This window comes from Pseudomonas sp. 13B_3.2_Bac1 (assembly GCF_025466205.1).
Taxonomy (GTDB): domain Bacteria; phylum Pseudomonadota; class Gammaproteobacteria; order Pseudomonadales; family Pseudomonadaceae; genus Aquipseudomonas; species Aquipseudomonas fluorescens_H.
Map to the genome: position 1 here is coordinate 17,510 of NZ_JANLOG010000152.1, position 16,667 is coordinate 34,176.

Annotated in this window: 17 protein-coding genes; 8 read left to right on the top strand and 9 right to left on the bottom strand. The window is 61.6% G+C overall.

Annotation, left to right across the window (positions count from 1 at the left end; translation table 11 throughout):
• Window positions 1-137 precede the first annotated feature (137 nt).
• On the top strand, window positions 138-1,682 hold the full coding sequence (locus NTD85_RS25815) for an MFS transporter (RefSeq protein ID WP_003225875.1): 1,545 nt from the start codon (window positions 138-140) through the stop codon (window positions 1,680-1,682).
• Window positions 1,683-1,814: 132 nt separating this feature from the next.
• Here the strand turns inward: NTD85_RS25815 and NTD85_RS25820 are convergent, their stop codons facing one another.
• Window positions 1,815-3,206 carry an aldehyde dehydrogenase family protein gene (locus tag NTD85_RS25820; RefSeq protein ID WP_262143534.1) on the bottom strand — a complete coding sequence of 464 codons (1,392 nt, stop codon included), beginning with the start codon at window positions 3,204-3,206 and terminating at the stop codon, window positions 1,815-1,817.
• A 103-nt stretch (window positions 3,207-3,309) separates the two neighbouring features.
• On the opposite strand from NTD85_RS25820, the gene ptrR reads away from it, so the two are divergent.
• From ptrR to NTD85_RS25835, 3 genes are all read left to right on the top strand, one after another.
• Complete coding sequence (gene ptrR, locus NTD85_RS25825) at window positions 3,310-4,188, top strand: putrescine utilization regulator PtrR (RefSeq protein WP_262143608.1); 879 nt, start codon at window positions 3,310-3,312, stop codon at window positions 4,186-4,188.
• Window positions 4,189-4,270: 82 nt separating this feature from the next.
• Window positions 4,271-4,933 carry a M24 family metallopeptidase gene (locus NTD85_RS25830; protein ID WP_262143536.1) on the top strand — a complete coding sequence of 221 codons (663 nt, stop codon included), beginning with the start codon at window positions 4,271-4,273 and terminating at the stop codon, window positions 4,931-4,933.
• Between the two features lie 137 nt (window positions 4,934-5,070).
• A complete protein-coding gene (locus NTD85_RS25835; protein WP_262143537.1) occupies window positions 5,071-5,499 on the top strand; it encodes a molybdopterin-binding protein in 429 nt (142 codons plus the stop codon).
• A 60-nt stretch (window positions 5,500-5,559) separates the two neighbouring features.
• Here the strand turns inward: NTD85_RS25835 and NTD85_RS25840 are convergent, their stop codons facing one another.
• Together NTD85_RS25840 and NTD85_RS25845 are read right to left on the bottom strand one after the other, a co-directional pair.
• The gene (locus tag NTD85_RS25840; protein ID WP_262143538.1) at window positions 5,560-6,183 is read right to left on the bottom strand and encodes a glutathione S-transferase family protein; all 624 of its coding nucleotides are present in this window, start codon (window positions 6,181-6,183) and stop codon (window positions 5,560-5,562) included.
• Window positions 6,184-6,287: 104 nt separating this feature from the next.
• Window positions 6,288-7,703, bottom strand: coding sequence for a purine-cytosine permease family protein (locus NTD85_RS25845; RefSeq protein ID WP_262143539.1), 1,416 nt, complete (start codon window positions 7,701-7,703; stop codon window positions 6,288-6,290).
• Window positions 7,704-8,066: 363 nt separating this feature from the next.
• On the opposite strand from NTD85_RS25845, the gene NTD85_RS25850 reads away from it, so the two are divergent.
• Window positions 8,067-8,978: a LysR family transcriptional regulator gene (locus NTD85_RS25850; protein ID WP_139054754.1), complete on the top strand. Its 912-nt coding sequence runs from the start codon at window positions 8,067-8,069 to the stop codon at window positions 8,976-8,978.
• Between the two features lie 24 nt (window positions 8,979-9,002).
• On the opposite strand, the gene argE is transcribed toward NTD85_RS25850, so the two are convergent.
• The 5 genes from argE to NTD85_RS25875 form a co-directional block, all read right to left on the bottom strand.
• Window positions 9,003-10,154 carry an acetylornithine deacetylase gene (gene argE, locus NTD85_RS25855; protein ID WP_262143540.1) on the bottom strand — a complete coding sequence of 384 codons (1,152 nt, stop codon included), beginning with the start codon at window positions 10,152-10,154 and terminating at the stop codon, window positions 9,003-9,005.
• Window positions 10,151-10,828, bottom strand: coding sequence for a DUF1028 domain-containing protein (locus NTD85_RS25860; RefSeq protein WP_262143541.1), 678 nt, complete (start codon window positions 10,826-10,828; stop codon window positions 10,151-10,153). The genes argE and NTD85_RS25860 overlap by 4 nt, the downstream gene beginning before the upstream one ends.
• 129 nt (window positions 10,829-10,957) lie before the next feature.
• Entirely contained in the window at window positions 10,958-11,374 is a 417-nt protein-coding gene (locus NTD85_RS25865) for a RidA family protein (RefSeq protein WP_095136459.1), read from the bottom strand.
• A gap of 57 nt (window positions 11,375-11,431) precedes the next feature.
• Window positions 11,432-12,751: a flavin-containing monooxygenase gene (locus tag NTD85_RS25870; protein WP_262143542.1), complete on the bottom strand. Its 1,320-nt coding sequence runs from the start codon at window positions 12,749-12,751 to the stop codon at window positions 11,432-11,434.
• Window positions 12,752-12,999: 248 nt separating this feature from the next.
• Window positions 13,000-13,230: a hypothetical protein gene (locus tag NTD85_RS25875; protein WP_262143543.1), complete on the bottom strand. Its 231-nt coding sequence runs from the start codon at window positions 13,228-13,230 to the stop codon at window positions 13,000-13,002.
• A 41-nt stretch (window positions 13,231-13,271) separates the two neighbouring features.
• On the opposite strand from NTD85_RS25875, the gene NTD85_RS25880 reads away from it, so the two are divergent.
• From NTD85_RS25880 to NTD85_RS25890, 3 genes are all read left to right on the top strand, one after another.
• Window positions 13,272-13,640 (top strand): lysozyme inhibitor LprI family protein, encoded by a 369-nt coding sequence (locus tag NTD85_RS25880; RefSeq protein WP_003225866.1) that lies wholly within the window; start codon window positions 13,272-13,274, stop codon window positions 13,638-13,640.
• A gap of 74 nt (window positions 13,641-13,714) precedes the next feature.
• Window positions 13,715-14,011, top strand: coding sequence for a hypothetical protein (locus NTD85_RS25885; protein ID WP_003225865.1), 297 nt, complete (start codon window positions 13,715-13,717; stop codon window positions 14,009-14,011).
• A gap of 38 nt (window positions 14,012-14,049) precedes the next feature.
• A complete protein-coding gene (locus tag NTD85_RS25890; RefSeq protein WP_262143544.1) occupies window positions 14,050-14,442 on the top strand; it encodes a hypothetical protein in 393 nt (130 codons plus the stop codon).
• Window positions 14,443-14,473: 31 nt separating this feature from the next.
• On the opposite strand, the gene NTD85_RS25895 is transcribed toward NTD85_RS25890, so the two are convergent.
• On the bottom strand, window positions 14,474-16,603 hold the full coding sequence (locus NTD85_RS25895) for a TonB-dependent receptor family protein (RefSeq protein WP_262143545.1): 2,130 nt from the start codon (window positions 16,601-16,603) through the stop codon (window positions 14,474-14,476).
• Window positions 16,604-16,667 lie beyond the last annotated feature (64 nt).

The following is a 16,667-nucleotide window of genomic DNA, read 5'->3' on the forward strand; positions in this document are numbered from 1 at the left end:
AGCGTCTCGATTTGCGCAGTTTATCAATAGGTCGGCGTCATCAACAATGGCCTTCCAACGGCGTCCCCCTACAGGGATCGGGCTGTTTACACGTTGCCTTAAAGCAGCGATTTTTCCTTCTGACACAGGATTGACTCATGACATCTGTTGCTCAACAGCGGGGTGAGCGCGACAAGCTGCTGATCCTCGCGGCCATCTGCCTGTCGGCACTGGTACTGCCTTTGAGTTTTACCGGTGGCGCGGTGGCAACCCCCGCCATCGGCCGTGATCTGGGCGGCAGCCCTGTCGCCCTGACGTGGATCACCAACGCGTTCATGTTGTCTTTCGGCAGCTTGCTGATGGCCGCAGGTGCACTGGCTGATGTCTACGGCCGCAAGCGCCTGTTTACCTTCGGCATGTTGCTGTTTACCGCAGCCTCGCTGGCGCAAAGCCTAGCGCCGTCGGTGTTCTGGCTCGACGTGCTGCGCGCCGTTCAGGGTGTGGCGGGGGCTGCAGCGCTGGCCAGTGGTTCAGCGGCCTTGGCCCAGGAGTTCGAAGGCCATGCCCGCACTCGTGCGTACAGCATGCTCGGTACTACGTTTGGTATCGGTCTGGCCTTCGGTCCGTTGACGGCCGGGGCCTTGATCGAAGCGTTCAATTGGCGGGCGATTTTCGTGTTCACCGCGTTGATCGGTGTGATCGCCATGGTCTTCGGCCTGCCCCGCATGCGCGAAACCCGTGACCCGGACGCCACGGGCCTGGACTGGCCGGGTACTGTCACCTTCAGCGCGATGCTGGCGCTGTTCACGTTCGGCGTGATCCAGGCCCCGGAAAGCGGTTGGGGCAGCCCGCTGGTGGTCGGTCTGCTTGGTGCGTCGGCATTGTTGCTGGCGTTGTTCGTGATCATCGAAATGCGAGTCGAACGGCCGATGCTTGACCTGACCCTGTTCCGTTTTCCGCGTTTCATCGGCGTGCAAATGCTGCCGATCGGTACCTGCTACTGCTACATCGTGCTGGTTGTAATGCTGCCGCTGCGCTTTATCGGGGTTGAAGGCTTGAGTGAAATCGACGCCGGTCTGCTGTTGCTCGCGCTGTCCGCACCGATGCTGGTGGTTCCGATGCTGGCGGCGTCGATGACCCGGTTTGTCTCGGCGGGCATCCTGTCGGGGATCGGTTTTCTGATCGCCGCGCTGGGTCTGCACTGGCTGAGTCTGTACAACGTTGGCGAGCCGAAATTCGCTCTGGTCATTCCAATGGTGTTGATCGGTGTTGGCGCCGGCCTGCCATGGGGCTTGATGGATGGCTTGTCGGTCAGCGTGGTGCCGAAAGAACGTGCAGGGATGGCCGCGGGGATTTTCAATACGGTGCGCGTGGCGGGTGAGGGCATTGCCCTGGCAAGTGTCGCGGCGATTCTCGCTTCGCTGCTGCACACCGATCTGTCGAGCGCGGTGGCTGGCAGTGTCGACACGGGGTTGATTGCCGAGACCGCGCACCGGGTTACCACGGGCGACATGGCGCACGCGATCAACGCCATTGCGGGGCTGGCCAGCGAGCGTCTGGTGCAAGGTTATGCCTCGGCGTTCCAGTACCTGCTGCACATCCTGACCGTGATCACGCTGGCTTCGGCGGCAGTGGTGCTGGGGCTGCTGAGCAAGGATCGGGCGGTTGCGCAGCCGCAAAAAGCAACGCCCGACTTGCTATAGCGGTGTGTGCGGAATTTTCGAGTGTGGGAGCGGGCTTGCTCGCGAAGGCGTCAGATCAGTCACTATCAATGCTGAACATGCCGACCCCTTCGTGAGCAAGCCCACTCCCACCAGTGCGTGTTGGAGTCCTGATTATTTGCGATCCAGCCACACGGTCTGCGCGTTGCAGAACTCGCGCACGCCGAAGTGCGACAGTTCGCGGCCGAAACCGCTTTTCTTCACGCCGCCGAAGGTCACGCGCGGGTCGCTGGCGGAGTAGCCGTTGATGAACACGCCGCCGGTTTCCAGTTCGCTGGTCAGTTGCTGGGCCAGTTGCACGTTGGCGGTGTAGATCGTCGCGGTCAGGCCGAAGTCGCTGTCGTTGGCCAGGGCGATGGCGTGGGCGCAATCGCGGGCGGTGATGATCGAGGCGACCGGGCCGAACAGTTCCTGTTTGAACGAGGTCATGCGGTCGGTGACATCCGCCAGTACGGTTGGCTCGTAGTAGTTGCCCGGGCCTTGGGCCTTGCCACCGCCGAGCAGTAAAGTGGCGCCTTCTTCAAGGGTGTCGCGCACTTGCTGATCGAGTTCATCACGCAGGTCGAAACGCGCCATCGGCCCGATGTAAGTGTCGGCGGACAGCGGATCGCCGACCTTCAGCTTGCGGGTCGCCTCAACGAATTTGCGGGTGAACTCCTCGACCACACCTTCTTCGATGATCAGACGCTTGGCCGCGGCGCAGACCTGGCCGGAGTTCTGGTAGCGGCCGACGACGGCAGCCTGCACGGCTTCGTCCAGATCAGCGTCATTGAGCACGATGAACGGGTCGGAACCGCCCAGTTCCAGCACGCATTTCTTCAGCGCGGCACCGGCCTGGGCACCGATGGCCATACCGGCGCGCACGCTGCCAGTCAGGGTGACAGCGGCGATGCGCGGGTCGGCGATGGCGCTGGAAACGCCTTCCGGGGTGACGTTGATCACTTCAAACACGCCATCGGCGAAACCGGCGCGCTTGAACGCGTCGCGCAGCAGGTAGGCGCTGCCCATCACGTTCGGCGCGTGCTTGAGCACGTAAGTGTTGCCGGCGATCAGCGCCGGAACCGCACCGCGCAGCACTTGCCAGATCGGGAAGTTCCAAGGCATCACCGCGAGGATCGGGCCCAACGGACGGTACTCGATGCGCGCCTTGCCGCCTTCGACCTGAGTCGGTTCGGCGTCGAGCATCGCCGGGCCGTTTTCGGCGTACCACTCGCAAAGCTTGGCGCATTTCTCGATTTCGCCACGGGCCTGGGCGATCGGCTTGCCCATTTCCAAAGTGATCATGGTCGCCATGGCTTCGGCAGTTTCGCGTAGAGCGCCGGCAAGGGCGGTCAAGGCGCGGGAGCGATCCTGCAGCGGCTTGCGTTTCCATTTCGAGAAACCGAATGCGGCGCGGGTCAGCGCAGCGTCGAGGGCTTGCGCCGATTCAAAGGCGTAGTGACCGACCTGCTCGCCGGTAGCAGGGTTGATCGAGATGGCGTGGGTCTGGCTGGAAATCTGGCTCATGGCGTCGTCCTGCGAGTTCAGTGGATGGGCCTAGAGTAGGGTGGCGTTTGTTTTCTGGAAACTGAATAATAAAGATCGTTTCTTTCACGATTGGAGAATGACTGTGGATCTGGTGCAGCTGGAAATCTTCAAGGCCGTTGCCGAGCACGGCAGCATCAGCGCTGCGGCGGCGCACATCCATCGCGTGCCGTCGAACCTGACCACGCGGATCAAACAGCTGGAGCAGGATCTGGGTGTCGACCTGTTTATCCGCGAGAAAAGTCGCTTGCGCCTGTCACCGGCCGGCTGGAGTTTTCTCGAGTACGCCCGGCGCATTCTCGATCTGGTGCAGGAAGCGCGGGCCACGGTCGCCGGTGAAGAACCACAAGGCGCGTTTCCCCTAGGCTCGCTGGAAAGTACCGCAGCGGTGCGCATTCCCGAACTGCTGGCGGCGTACAACCAGCTTCACCCGAAAGTCGATCTGGACCTGTCCACCGGGCCATCCGGGACGATGATCGATGGCGTACTTTCTGGGCGTCTGGCCGCTGCGTTTGTCGACGGCCCAGTGTTGCATCCAACGCTCGAAGGCGTGCCGGCGTTCGAGGAAGAGATGGTCATCATCGCGCCACTCAATCACGCGCCGGTGCAGCGCGCGGCGGATGTGAACGGCGAGAACATCTATGCGTTTCGCTCCAACTGCTCCTATCGTCATCACTTCGAAAAATGGTTCAGCACCGACGCCGCCGTGCCGGGCAAGATCTTCGAGATGGAGTCCTATCACGGCATGCTCGCCTGCGTCAGTGCCGGGGCCGGTTTGGCATTAATGCCGCGCAAAATGCTGCAGAGCATGCCCGGCAGCGCGACGGTCAGCGTCTGGCCGCTGGCGGCGGATTTTCGTTATCTGACTACGTGGCTGGTGTGGCGCCGGGGCACGGTGTCGCGCAGCCTGAGCATGTTTGTGCGCTTGCTGGAAGAACGCGGCGTGGTGCGCGCAGAAGAGTAATTGACACGTTGTGTCATGGCTGTATCTTGATCGGCGTTTCGCAATATAAAAAACTATACAGCGTAGCCATGAGGACAAGGACATGAGTGCAGCCCTGAGCGGTAAAGAAGCAGTCGGTGAACGGTTTGTGCTGGAGACGATGCGTCATGCGCAGGGCCTGACCTGGAATGCGGTTGATGCCATCGCACAGGTGATCAAGCCCGGCATGCGTGAATCCGAAGCCCAGGAACGGGGCAAGCAGATCCTCGCCGAACTGGGCATGGACCGCATCTGGCACCCGCTGCTGATCCGCTTCGGCGCCAATACGCTGAAGGCGTTCAAGGAACGTTCCGAAGGCGATCCGGTACTCGGTGAAAACGACATTTTCTTCATCGACATGGGCGTGGTCTGGCAGGGGCACGAAGGCGATGCCGGCGAAACCTTCACCACCGGCTCCGATCCGGAAATGATCGCCTGCGCGGCGGCCTCCAAGGAGCTGTTCAAGCGCGTCGAGGCGCTGTGGCGCCAAGGCGTGAGCGGTGTCGAGTTGTACCGTTGCGCCAGCGATCAGGCCGAAGCCATGGGCTGGAAACTCAATCTCGACATCAAGGGCCACCGCGTCAGCGATTTCCCTCATGCGATCCATCGCGGCGGCAATCTCGGCGATTTCGAGCAGACGCCAAATGCCGGGGTGTGGATTCTGGAAATCCAGATCGCCCACCCGCAGCGACCGTTTGGCGCGTTTTATGAAGATCTGTTGATCTGATCTATTGTTGCTCGACAGGTGTTTGCACAGTGCAAGTGTGACAACAGAGCGCAGCGCTGTAGTTGTTTCTACATAACGCTAACTCTGATGATGCAGGCCGTTTTTCCTAACTCTAAAGTCAAAAAAGGAAGCCCGTCATGAAAGTCAGCGCACGCAACGTATTCAAAGGCAACGTCAGCCAGGTGCAGGCCGGTGCGGTCAACGCCGAAGTGGTTCTGACCCTGGCCGGGGGCGAGCAACTGGTTGCCGTCGTGACCATGGAAAGCATCAAGAACCTTGGCATCGCCGTTGGCAAGGAAGCCGTTGCGCTGGTCAAGGCACCTTGGGTGATGCTGATGACTGAATCCAGCGACATTCGCCTGTCGGCGCGCAACTGCCTGGAAGGCAAAGTGCTGAGCGTCACCGACGGCGCGGTCAATGCTGAAGTGGTGATCGAGCTGGCCGGCGGTTCGAAGGTTTATTCGATCGTTACCCGTGATGCCGTTGCCGAGCTGGGTCTGGCCAAAGGTGTGAGCGCCACGGCGGTGATCAAGGCGTCGCACATCATTCTGGGTGTTCCGGCCTGATCTACGTTTCAGGCCAATAAAAACCTCTGGTTCCGTGATCGGGAACCAGAGGTTTTTTCGTTATGGCGTACCGTTTCGGCCATACAGGCGAAAGCCTTCGCGTTGGCTCAGACGCTGGTAATACGCGCTGACGGCGGGATAGTCCGGATGCGCGAGCGGCGTTTCGAACCAGCGGTTGATCGACAGCCCGATGGGGATATCGGCGAGGGAAAACTGTTCGCCACTGACGTAGGCGCCAGTCTTCTGCAACTGCTGATCGAGGATGCCCATGGTCTGCGACCACTGCTCAATGCCCTTGGCCACAGCGGCGCGGTCCTGGTGATCCGGTGACTGGCGCACCAGCGACATGAACGCATACGACCACGAGCGATTCAGCTCCGACGCCTGCCAGTCGATCCACTGATCGACCCGCGCGCGGGTTCGCGGCTCGGCGGGGTAAAGGTCTGCGCCGCCATGGGCGCCCGCCAGATACCGAATGATCGTATTGGATTCCCACAGAGTGAAATCGCCGTCCTGAATCACCGGCACCATCGCGCATGGGTTGAGGGCGAGGAACTCTGGGGTGTCGGTGGGTTTGAATCCCGATCCCCAATCCTCACGCGTGAACGGAATCTGCAGTTCGGCGCAGGTCCACAGCACTTTGCGTACGTTGATCGATGAGGCCTTGCCCAGAATTCGCAGCATGAGTTTTCCCTGTCTCGTGGGTACCTGTAGAAACTCAACAAATACCACACCAAAACGCAGAAGGCCCGCACAGCGGCGGGCCTTCTTTTTACATCGAATCAAGCTCAGAGACTGCCCACCAGTTTCCCGTCCATCATCCGCCGCCGATAGGCGCTGTCACGACTCGCCAGCCAGAAGTACAGCGGCGAAGTCACCAGCAGCCCGACCAGCCACGACAGGTCCGCGCCGTTGATGTGCGCCGAGACCGGGCCGACGTATAGCGGCGTGTTCATGAACGGGATCTGCACCGCGATGCCGATCGCGTAGGCCAGCAGCGCTTGCGGGTTGTAGCGTCCGTAGATGCCGCCGTCGACCTGGAAGATCGACTGGATGTCGTACTGGCCCTTGTGAATGGCGTAGAAGTCGATCAGGTTGATCGCGGTCCACGGCACCAGCACCACCAGCAGCACCAGCACCATGTCGACGAAGTGGCCGATGAAGTCCTTCGAGGCGCCGACGGCGGCGAAGCAGCAGGCCAGCAGGACGATCACCGAGATCACCGCACGACTTTTCGCGGTGGGGATCCAGCGGTAGGCGAAGGTCTGCACCAGGGTAATCAGCGACAGCACTGCGCCGTACAGGTTGAGGGCGTTGTGGCTGATTACGCTGAGCAGGAACAGCACCAGCATCAGCGGCCCGATCGAGCCAGTGGCGAGCTTGACCGCATCCATGGTGTCCATGCCCACCGGGGTCGCGAGCACGGCAACGGCACCGAAGATGAACGCCAGGCTTGAACCCAGTGCTGACCCCAGATAGGTGGTCCAGAACGTCGACGAGACTTTTACGTCGGCCGGCAGGTAACGCGAATAGTCGGACACGTACGGCGCAAACGCGATCTGCCACAGCGCGGCCAGCGACACAGTGGCGAGCCAGCCGGAGAGGTTGAAGCTGCCGCGGGTGAGGAAGTCATCGGTTTGAATATGGGTGAAGATGTAGCCGAAACCGACGACGATGCCGATCCCCAGCACCCAGGTGCCGATGCGGTTGAGCACGTGGATGAAGCGGTAGCCGATAATGCCGATGATCCCCGAACCGAACGCGCCGATGACGATGCCGACCGGCACCGGCACGCTGTCGACCACGCCGTGCAGCGACTTGCCGGCCAGCACGATGTTGGAGGCGAAAAAGCCGATGTACATGACCCCGGCAATCAGCACCACCAGCAATGCGCCCAGCGAGCCGAACTGCGCGCGGCTCTGGATCATCTGCGGAATGCCCATCTGCGGGCCTTGCGCCGAGTGCAACGCCATCAGCACGCCGCCGACCAGATGGCCGACCAGAATCGCGACGATGCCCCACACCAGGTTCAAGTGGAACAACTGCACGCCCAGCGCGCCGGTGACGATGGGCAACGGCGCGATGTTGCCGCCGAACCACAGCGTGAACAGATCCCTGACCTTTCCGTGGCGATCTTCGGGGGGCACGTATCCTATCGTGTGTTTTTCAATGAGCGGGGCGGACGTTGTTGCAGAGGTGGACATGACGAACTCCAAGGCAAGGATGAGTACGTGGACGTACTTCGGTAAGCGCCGACACGGACGGCGCATTTCTTGTTGAAGCGATCATGTGCAAAGGCCCGGGATAGATAAATTAGTAAGTTTGTTGCTTCAGACCTTAAAAAATATATGCCCCGGGTTTGGGGGCTGTCCGGTATGTTCAACCGTGATCAACAACAAAAACTTTCAGAGGCGAACCCTTTCCTGTGGCGAGGGAGCTTGCTCCCGCTGGGCTGCGCAGCGGCCCCCAAAATTGCGCCACGCCCGCTGATGTTGTGAGTGCTGCGCACTCAAGCGGGAGCAAGCTCCCTCACCACAAAAGCGTCGTCTTACTTGCAGAGGTTTTATATGGCCGCCTACAACCTGCGCCAGCTCAAATACTTCGTCACCACCGCCGATTGCGGCAGCGTCGCCGAAGCCTCGCGCAAGCTCTACATCGCCCAGCCGTCGGTCTCCACCGCGATCAAGCATCTGGAAGAAAGCTTCGGCGTGCAGCTGTTCATCCGCCATCACGCCCAGGGCGTGTCGCTGACGCCCAGTGGTTCGCGGTTTTATCGCAAGGCGCTGGAGTTGCTGCGGGTGGCGCATGAGTTCGAGCAGAACGCGCTGGCCGACAACGACGTGGTCGCCGGGCAGATCGATATCGGCTGTTTCGAAACGGTGGCGCCGCTGTACCTGCCGCGCCTGATCGCCGGTTTCAAGCAGCGCTGGCCGGGCGTGGAAATCCGTATTCGCGATGGCGAACAACAGGAATTGGTACAGGCGCTGACTGCCGGCAGCATCGATGTGGCGATGCTGTTCGAACACGATCTCGACACCACTATCGAAACCACGCCGCTGATGCCGCCGCAGCAGCCCTATGCGTTGCTGCCGGCCGACCATCGCTTTGCGCAACAGGCGAAAGTCTCGCTGCACGATCTGGTGCTGGAGCCGATGATCCTGCTCGACGTGGTGCCCAGCCGCACCTACTTCGTGAGCATTTTCGAGGAGCGCGGACTGACCCCGCACATCGTCTTCAGCTCGCCGTCGATCGAGATGGTGCGCGGCATGGTCGGGCGCGGTTTCGGCTTTTCGATTCTGGTGACCCGACCGTTCGGCGAGTACACCTACGACGGGCAGAAAGTGGTGTGCGTGCCGCTGGCGGAAACCGTGACCGGTTCGGGCTTGTCGGCAGCCTGGCTGCGCCGGGTGCAACTGACCAAACCGGTGCAGTTGTTCGTTGATCATTGCCGGGAGGAGTTGGCCCGACTGCACGCCTGAAGGCAGGCAGTCAGGCCGAAAGGATCAGGCGCGAATCGAGGCCAGCATTCGTTGCAGCATCGCATCGCAGGCATCGAGTTGCGCACGACTGACAAACTCGTCCGGTTTGTGCCCCTGATCCATGCTGCCGGGGCCGCAAACCACCGTGGGAATACCCGCCGCATCGAACAGCCCGCCCTCGGTGCCGAACGCCACGGTGCCGAATTCCCGTGAACCGCAGAACGCCGCAATCAGCTCGGCCGCCTGACTCTGCGCATCGGTGGCCAGGCCCGGATAGGCCGACAACTCACTGAAACGAATCGCGCTGTGCTCGCTGACCGCACGCATGCGCGGCAGCACTTGCTGCTCGGCGTAAGCCTGCAACTGTTGTGCGACCTGGGTTGGATCCTGCGAGGGCAGGGCGCGGATTTCGAAGTCGAAGCGGCAATCGGCAGGCACGATGTTCAAGGCCTTGCCGCCGCTGATCACCCCGGTCTGCACCGTGCTGTAGGGCGGATCGAAGCGCGCGTCGTGATGCTCGGGCGCTTTCAGTTGCTGGCCGATACGCCCCAGCTCGCCGATCAGCTCGGCGGCGTATTCGATGGCGTTGACTCCCAGCGGTGCGTAGGCCGAATGGCAGGGATGACCATGCACGTCGCAGCGCATCGCCAGTTTGCCTTTATGGCCGAGCACCGGTTTCAGCTCGGTGGGTTCGCCGATGATGCACAGCAAAGGTTTGACTGGACGCTGCTGCAGCTCGGCGAGCAATGAGCGCACGCCGAGGCAACCGACTTCTTCGTCATAGGACAGGGCGATGTGCACCGGCATGCGCAGGTCTGCAGCGACCAGCGCCGGCACCAAGGCCAACACGCAGGCGATGTAGCCCTTCATGTCGGCGGTGCCGCGCCCGAATAGCTTGCCGTCGTGCTCGCTGAGTTCGAACGGCGCCACCGTCCACGGTTGGCCGTCGACTGGCACCACATCAGTGTGTCCGGAGAGCACGATGCCCGGTTGCTCGGCCGGGCCAATCGTCGCGAACAGATTGGCCTTGCTGCGCTCGGCGTTGTAGATCAGCTCGCACGGCACGCCGAAGCCAGCGAGGTAGTCACGCACGAACTCGATCAGTTGCAGATTGGATTCGCGGCTGGTGGTGTCGAACCCCACCAGCGTCTTGAGCAACGCGACGCGGCTGCTCATCGATCATCTCCGGCAACGCCATAGCCCGGCGCCTTGGCCGGGTCGAGGGCACGGTCGATGTAGTCCTGCAGCTGCGGCTGATAGGCGTCCCAGAGTTTTTGCAACTGGCTGATCGGGTCTGCGTCTGCCCAGTCGACTCGCAAATTGACGATCGGCCACGTCTGTTCGCCGACCACCACCACAGCTGCCGAATGCACCGGCCCGGCTTCGCCACCGAGGGCTTGTGCGGCGTGCAAGGCCTTGAGCAAGCGGTCGGCCAACTGGCCTTCGCCGTCCTCAAAGGCACTGACCATCGCTTCGATTACCGAGCGCCCGGCGAGCATGTTGCCGGCGGCCACGCATTGTTCGCCGGAGACCGCGTTGTGCACGCCGAGGGTTTGTGCGCCGCTGAAATGCGCGGTCTGGCCGAGGTGGTTGATCGCGGTGATCTGCCGGTATTGGCTGTAGCCGTTGCGAGTCAGCACCTGGTCCAGCGCAGCGTCGGGCGCGTGGCCTTGCTCCATCAATGCAAGGACTTCCGGGCCGAGGGACGGCAGGGTGATGTTCTGGCTCGACACCGCGCCGACACCCGGCAGCAGCCACGGACAACGCGCGCCGACGGCGATGCTGGAGGAACTGATGGCGACACCGAACTGGCCGGTTTCGGGGCAACGGGCTGCGATTGAAAAGGTCATGGTCTAACTCCTTTCGAGGAATTTGTTGTCCTTGCGGGCCTCTTCGCGAGCAAGCTCGCTCCCACAGTTGGCATGTATTTCCCTGTGGGAGCGAGCTTGCTCGCGAATGTCGCGACTCGGTTTTCAGGGTTAATCGGGAATCACCGCCACCACATCAATCTCCATCAGCCACTGCGGCTGCCCCAGTGCCGACACCACCAGCCCGGTGGAGATCGGGAACACGCCTTTGAGCCACTTGCCGACTTCCTGATACACCGGCTCGCGGTAGCGCGGGTCGATCAGGTAGGTGGTGGTCTTGACGATATGGCTCATGTCGCTGCCGGCTTCTTCCAGCAGTTGCTTGACGTTGCGCATGGCCTGTTCGGCCTGCGCACGCGGATCCCCGAGGCCCACCAGATTACCGTCGAAATCGGTGCCGACCTGACCCCGGACATACACGGTGTTGCCGGCGCGTACGGCCTGGCACAGGTCGTTGTCCAGAGTCTGGTTCGGGTAGGTGTCCTTGGTGTTGAACATACGGATGCGGGTGTGGGTTGGCTTGCTCATGTACAGCTCCAGACTAGGTGTTCAGCGGCGCACCGGGCACCGCCGCGAAAAGGGAAATCAAGCGTCGACGGTGCCGACGGCTTTGCTGTGAATCTGCGCATGCAGGGCGGCTTCACGCTGCTCGGCATCCTGGTAGTCGAGGTATTTGCGCTGGGTGGCGATGTGATCGGCCACGTGTTTGGCGTCGTGCCACACGCCCCAGATGAACGACGAGCCGCGCCGTGACTGCCATGGCAGCCCAAGGAAATACACCCCCGGCTCGCTGGACACGCCACGCTGATGCTGCGGTTTGCCCTTGTCGTCAAACGCGGCGACCTGCAGCCAGGAATAATCCACGGCGAACCCGGTGGCCCAGATGATCGAAGTGATCCCGGCCTTGGCCAGATCCAGATCGAGCAGCGGATTTTTCACGCACTCGGGATCCGCATAGGTTTCGCGTGCTTCGGGTTCTTCCGGCAGGTCGAGACCGTTGCGCTCGATGTAGGCATCAGCGGCATCCAGCAGCGCCAGATAGTTTTCGTCGCCACGCCTGAGGTTGTCGCGCAGGTCCTGCTTGAAGGTCACCACGCCGTTATTGAACGACTCGGTCACGCCGACCAGCGTCATGCCGCGATGGGCCAGACCACGGAAGTCGATGGTGCGCCCGCCATGCGCGCCGCTGACCGCGATGGTCACGTGCTCGCGGCCAGGTTTCATCGCTGCTTGATCCCACTCGCCGAGCACCCCCAGCCACCAGCAGAAATCACGGTTGCGATAGGCACGCGGCGGACGGTCATGCGCACCTACCGACAGGTACACCTGCTTGCCGGAGCGCTGCAGTTCATCGGCGATCTGCACGCCTGACGAACCGGCGCCAACCACCAGCACTGCGCCTGCGGGCAGTTGCTGCGGATTGCGATAGTCGGCGGAGTGGATCTGCAACAGACGCGGGTCTTGCGGCGCAATCGGCGGGATCACCGGGCGCTGGAACGGGCCGGTCGCCGCGACCACGCGGCTGGCCTCGATCACTCCTTCGGAAGTCTCAATGGTGAAGCCCGGACGCCCGACATTGCGCACCACGCTTTTGACTTCAACGCCGGTGCGGATCGGCGCGTTGAATTTCTTCGCATAGGCTTCGAAGTAGTCCGCCACGCGCTCCTTATGGGCGAAACCGTCGGGATCGACATCATCGAATTCCAGCCCCGGGAAGCGGTCGTGCCACGCCGGGCCGTTGGCTACCAACGAGTCCCAGCGCCCGGTGCGCCAGCGTTCGGCGATGCGGCTGCGCTCAAGCACCAGGTGTGGCACGCCGAGTTTGCTCAGGTGCTCGCTCATCGCCACACCGGCCTGTCCGGCCCCCACGACAAGCGTGTCTGTTTTTATTATTTCAGTGGTCATTTCTACATCCTTCCTGGCAAGGCAAGTGGATTCGGATCGCTTCAGGCTGGTCCGTTTTGCTTGCGGTCAGACTAGGCAGGAGGGGGGTATCGGTAAAATATTATTAAGCTGGGATGTGAATACAAATTGCTGAAGCAGAAGGGGCGAAGCCAGTAAAAACGCGGCTTGCAGGACAGGGGGAGGGTTGTCCCGGGCAGGAAAACCCGGGACAGGAAGGTGAAAATTCACTGTAAGAGGGGGGCGTCGCGTCAGTTACCGTCGGCGACCTTGCGTTCGATCGCATCGGTCTTACGCTTGAGTTCCTCGGTGTCCTGTTCCATGACGCGGGTGGAGGTGGGGGTAATCACCTCGTCCACGACGCGGGTGTCGTCGTCGCTGTCCTGCAGATCGCGGTTCACCACATCCACCGGTTTGCCCGAGGAGTCGAGTGGTGGCGCGTTATGAGGTGTTGCAGGCTTGATATCGTCGGTGCTTTTCATTTCTCATACCTCCATTGACCTACAACGTTGGATACGAAGCCATGACGGGAGTTCGAGAAATTTCACGGGTGACCGCAGCCGCCCTCGGCTGTGCGCTGCTGATCGCTGCAAATTCGACGCAAGCCGCCAGTTTCGACTGCGACAAGGCCAAATCCATGGACGAAAAAGCCGTCTGCGCCAACCGCGCCTTGAACGACCTGGACGTCACCATGGGCGAGCTGTTCAGCCTCGATAAACGCCTGCTGCCGATGGGCGGGCGCGATGCTCTGATCGGCGAACAACAGGCCTTCCTCAAAAGCCGCAAGGCCTGTGGCGCGAAGCTCGATTGTTTGACCGATCTGTATCAGAAGCGGGTCGTTGCGCTGCGCAGCATTATCGAGACGCGGGTGATGACGCAGGGGCCGTTTTGACGGACGGGTTGACCCTCTGGTCGATGCATAGCAGCATCCCGGGCAAACCCATTCACCAACAGGAATTTGCCACGATGTCTGCGCCTGATGATCTTGATGAGTTGCTGGAACGCGTGAACGACGAGCAATCGTTCATTACGTTTATTCAGGCACTGGGTGCCGATTTCGCCCGTGAGCGGACAATGAACGAACCGCTGTCACCCTATGGTCGGGGCGCCTTGGGTTGGGAAAATGGATCTGTGGATGCGTTTTTTGAGGCCGCAGGTGCCTGGGCGATCGACAGTTCCAGGCAGGTGGCAGCAGATGTCTCTTCGGCCAACGTATGGCAGCGCTGTGCGAGCATTTTGCTGGCCGGCAAGTTTTATGAGTGAACCGGGCGAGCATCAAGAACAGAGCAGGAAAATGAGTGATGAGTAGGCCGTTGAGTGAAGCCGATCTTTATCTGGTCATGCTGGAGGCGATTGAAGAAGGCTTGAACATCGATCTGCAACCCTTTTGTGAGCGGCTGCAGGTCGAGCGTCGCGATCTGCTTAATCAAGTCGCGATCGCCGTAGCCAGAGATTTCCTGTCAAACAAGCGTGATTTTGAGTTTGGCGATGAAGTGATGAATGCACTTATCAACCCCATCGTTGATGTGTCGATGCACGCAGAAATGCCCCAGCCAGCCTTTGACATCTATCAGGAATTTGATTCCGGCGAGTATCTGCACACAGGCGATGCGCAGGATGTTTGCCCTTGGGAGAAACATACGCGGCCGGGGCTGGAGAATATTTTGCGTAATCATTTGCCTACGTTGGAGTAGTAACCCGGCGGGTTGCCGAGTATGCAAACCGTCAGAGCAAACTCCACGACACCCCGACATAAACCCCCAGCCCTTCACCCGGCGTAGACCGCGCCGCATCCAGGCCCTTGTCGTCATACCCCGGCGTGACCGTCGCGGCGTAGTGCTGGTTGGTCAGGTTGCGCAGGTCCAGCCAGGTCTGCCAGTCGTTTTTCGGCGCGTTGTAGCCGACAGTGGCGCCGAACAGTGCGTAGGGATCGGCGTAGTAGCTGTTGGCGTAATCCACCGCGACCTTGGACACCAGTTGCGTGTTGACCGCCGCGAAGAAACCCTGCGGCCAGTCGTGGCGCAGTTCGCCTTGGTAGTAGTGCATCGGCAGGCCGGGCAGGCGGTTGTCGCCGAAACGCTGGTCGTCGCGGTAGTGGAAATCGCTGAAGGTGTAGGCCTGGCGCAGGCTCAATTTACGTCCGTCGGGGGCCGACCACAGTGTGCTTTGCAGACTGGCTTCCACGCCCTGGTGCACGGTGGGGCTGGCGTTGAGTTCGTACGGGGTGACGGCGTTGGCGTCCGGCAGTACCGAAAGCAGTTCGTGGCGCACCTGCGCGTAGTACCACGCCAGGCTCCACTGGCCGAGTGCGCTGTCGCCGCGACCGCCGAGTTCGAGGGTGGTTGCGGTCTGGTTCTGCAGTTTGATCGGGTCGCTCTGGGTGCCGGTCGCCGCACCGTTGCCGGCGGGGAAGCGGATGTTCGAGCTATAGATCAGCGACCACGGGTGCGGTGCCTCGACTGAGCGGCTGAGGTTGCCGAACAGTTGCAGGTCCGGCGTGACCTGATAGCGCAGGCCCAGACGCGGGGCGTAATCCCAGTCATTCAGGCTGGTTTTGCCGCCGCTTTGCGGGTAGGTGACGGCGCTTTCGCGGCGGGTGTAGATGGCGGCGAGGCCGGTGGTCAGCCACAGGTCGTCGGCGAGTTCCAGGTCGTTGCCCACATGCAGCACGGTGTCCGAACCCTGATAGGTGAAGTTGCGCATGCGTGTGCCCGGCGTATACGCGGCAGTGTTGCCGGACGGGATGCGCACGAATTCACTGGCGCCGTCGTTGGGCAAATGTTTGGTGGTGCGCAGGCCGATGGTGCTGCGGCTTTCCATGCCGAACAGGGTGTCGCGGCGCTTGTAGTCGAACGTGCCGCTGACGTCGGTGTAGGCCACTTTCAGACGGTTCGGGCCTTCGCGCAGGTCCATCGGGTAATCGTGATAGACCAGGCCGGTCTGAATGCTCGAATCGTCGTCGATGTAGTAGGTGGTCTTGTTGCCGATGAAGGTGCTGCCCGGTTGTTTGCGGCTGTCGTCGCGCGACACATAAGCCGGGTTGGCCGCCCGCGGATCGTGCTCGATCGAGTGCTTGGTCACGCGACCGGCGAGGTCGTTGTCGGTCTCGCGATAGCGGATATAGAAGCGGGTTTCCAGGTTCGGATTGAAGCGATAGCCGAAGTTGGCGATCACGCCTTTGCTCTCGCTGGCGGTGTGATCCTGATAGCCGTCGGCGTTCGAGTCGGTCAGCGACACGTAGTAATCGAAGTCGCCCAGCACTTGCCCGGAGCTGACTTGCCGCTGCTGATAACCATGGCTGCCGGTGGCATAGCGCACCTGCAATTTCGGTGCGTCGTAACCGGTGTGGCTGACGTAATCGACGGCGCCGCCCAGCGCCAGGGCGCCGCGATCAAAGCCGTTGGCGCCGCGCAGCACCTCCACATGATCGAGCCACAGCGGTTCGAGCAATTCGTAGGGCGTGCCGCCGGGGCCGGTCAGCGGCAGGCCGTCGAGCAGGGTGTACAGCCCCGAAGCGTGCGCGCCCGGCGCCCGGTTGATCCCCGAACCACGAATCGAAATCTTCACCCCTTCGTTGCCCGCCGATTGCGCGTAAACCCCCGGCTGATACGCCAGCACGTCCTGATTGCTCGCCACACGACCCTGCAACGGTTGGCGCATGTCGACCACGTTGCTGCCGCCGGGCACTTGCGCCAGACGCGCTTGGGCCTCGGCGACGGAGGCATCGGCGCCGCTTTGTTCCTCAGCCGAAATCAGCACCTGGCCCAACTCCATGCCTTTGGGTTCCTCGGCCATGACCGGGCAGGCGAGGGCCAGGCCCAGCAGGGCAGAGGGCAGGGATTTGGGCGACGGCATCGAGAAACTCCAGACAGACAGGGGACGGGCAATGAACAGTGCGACGCAAGAAGGAACGATGGAA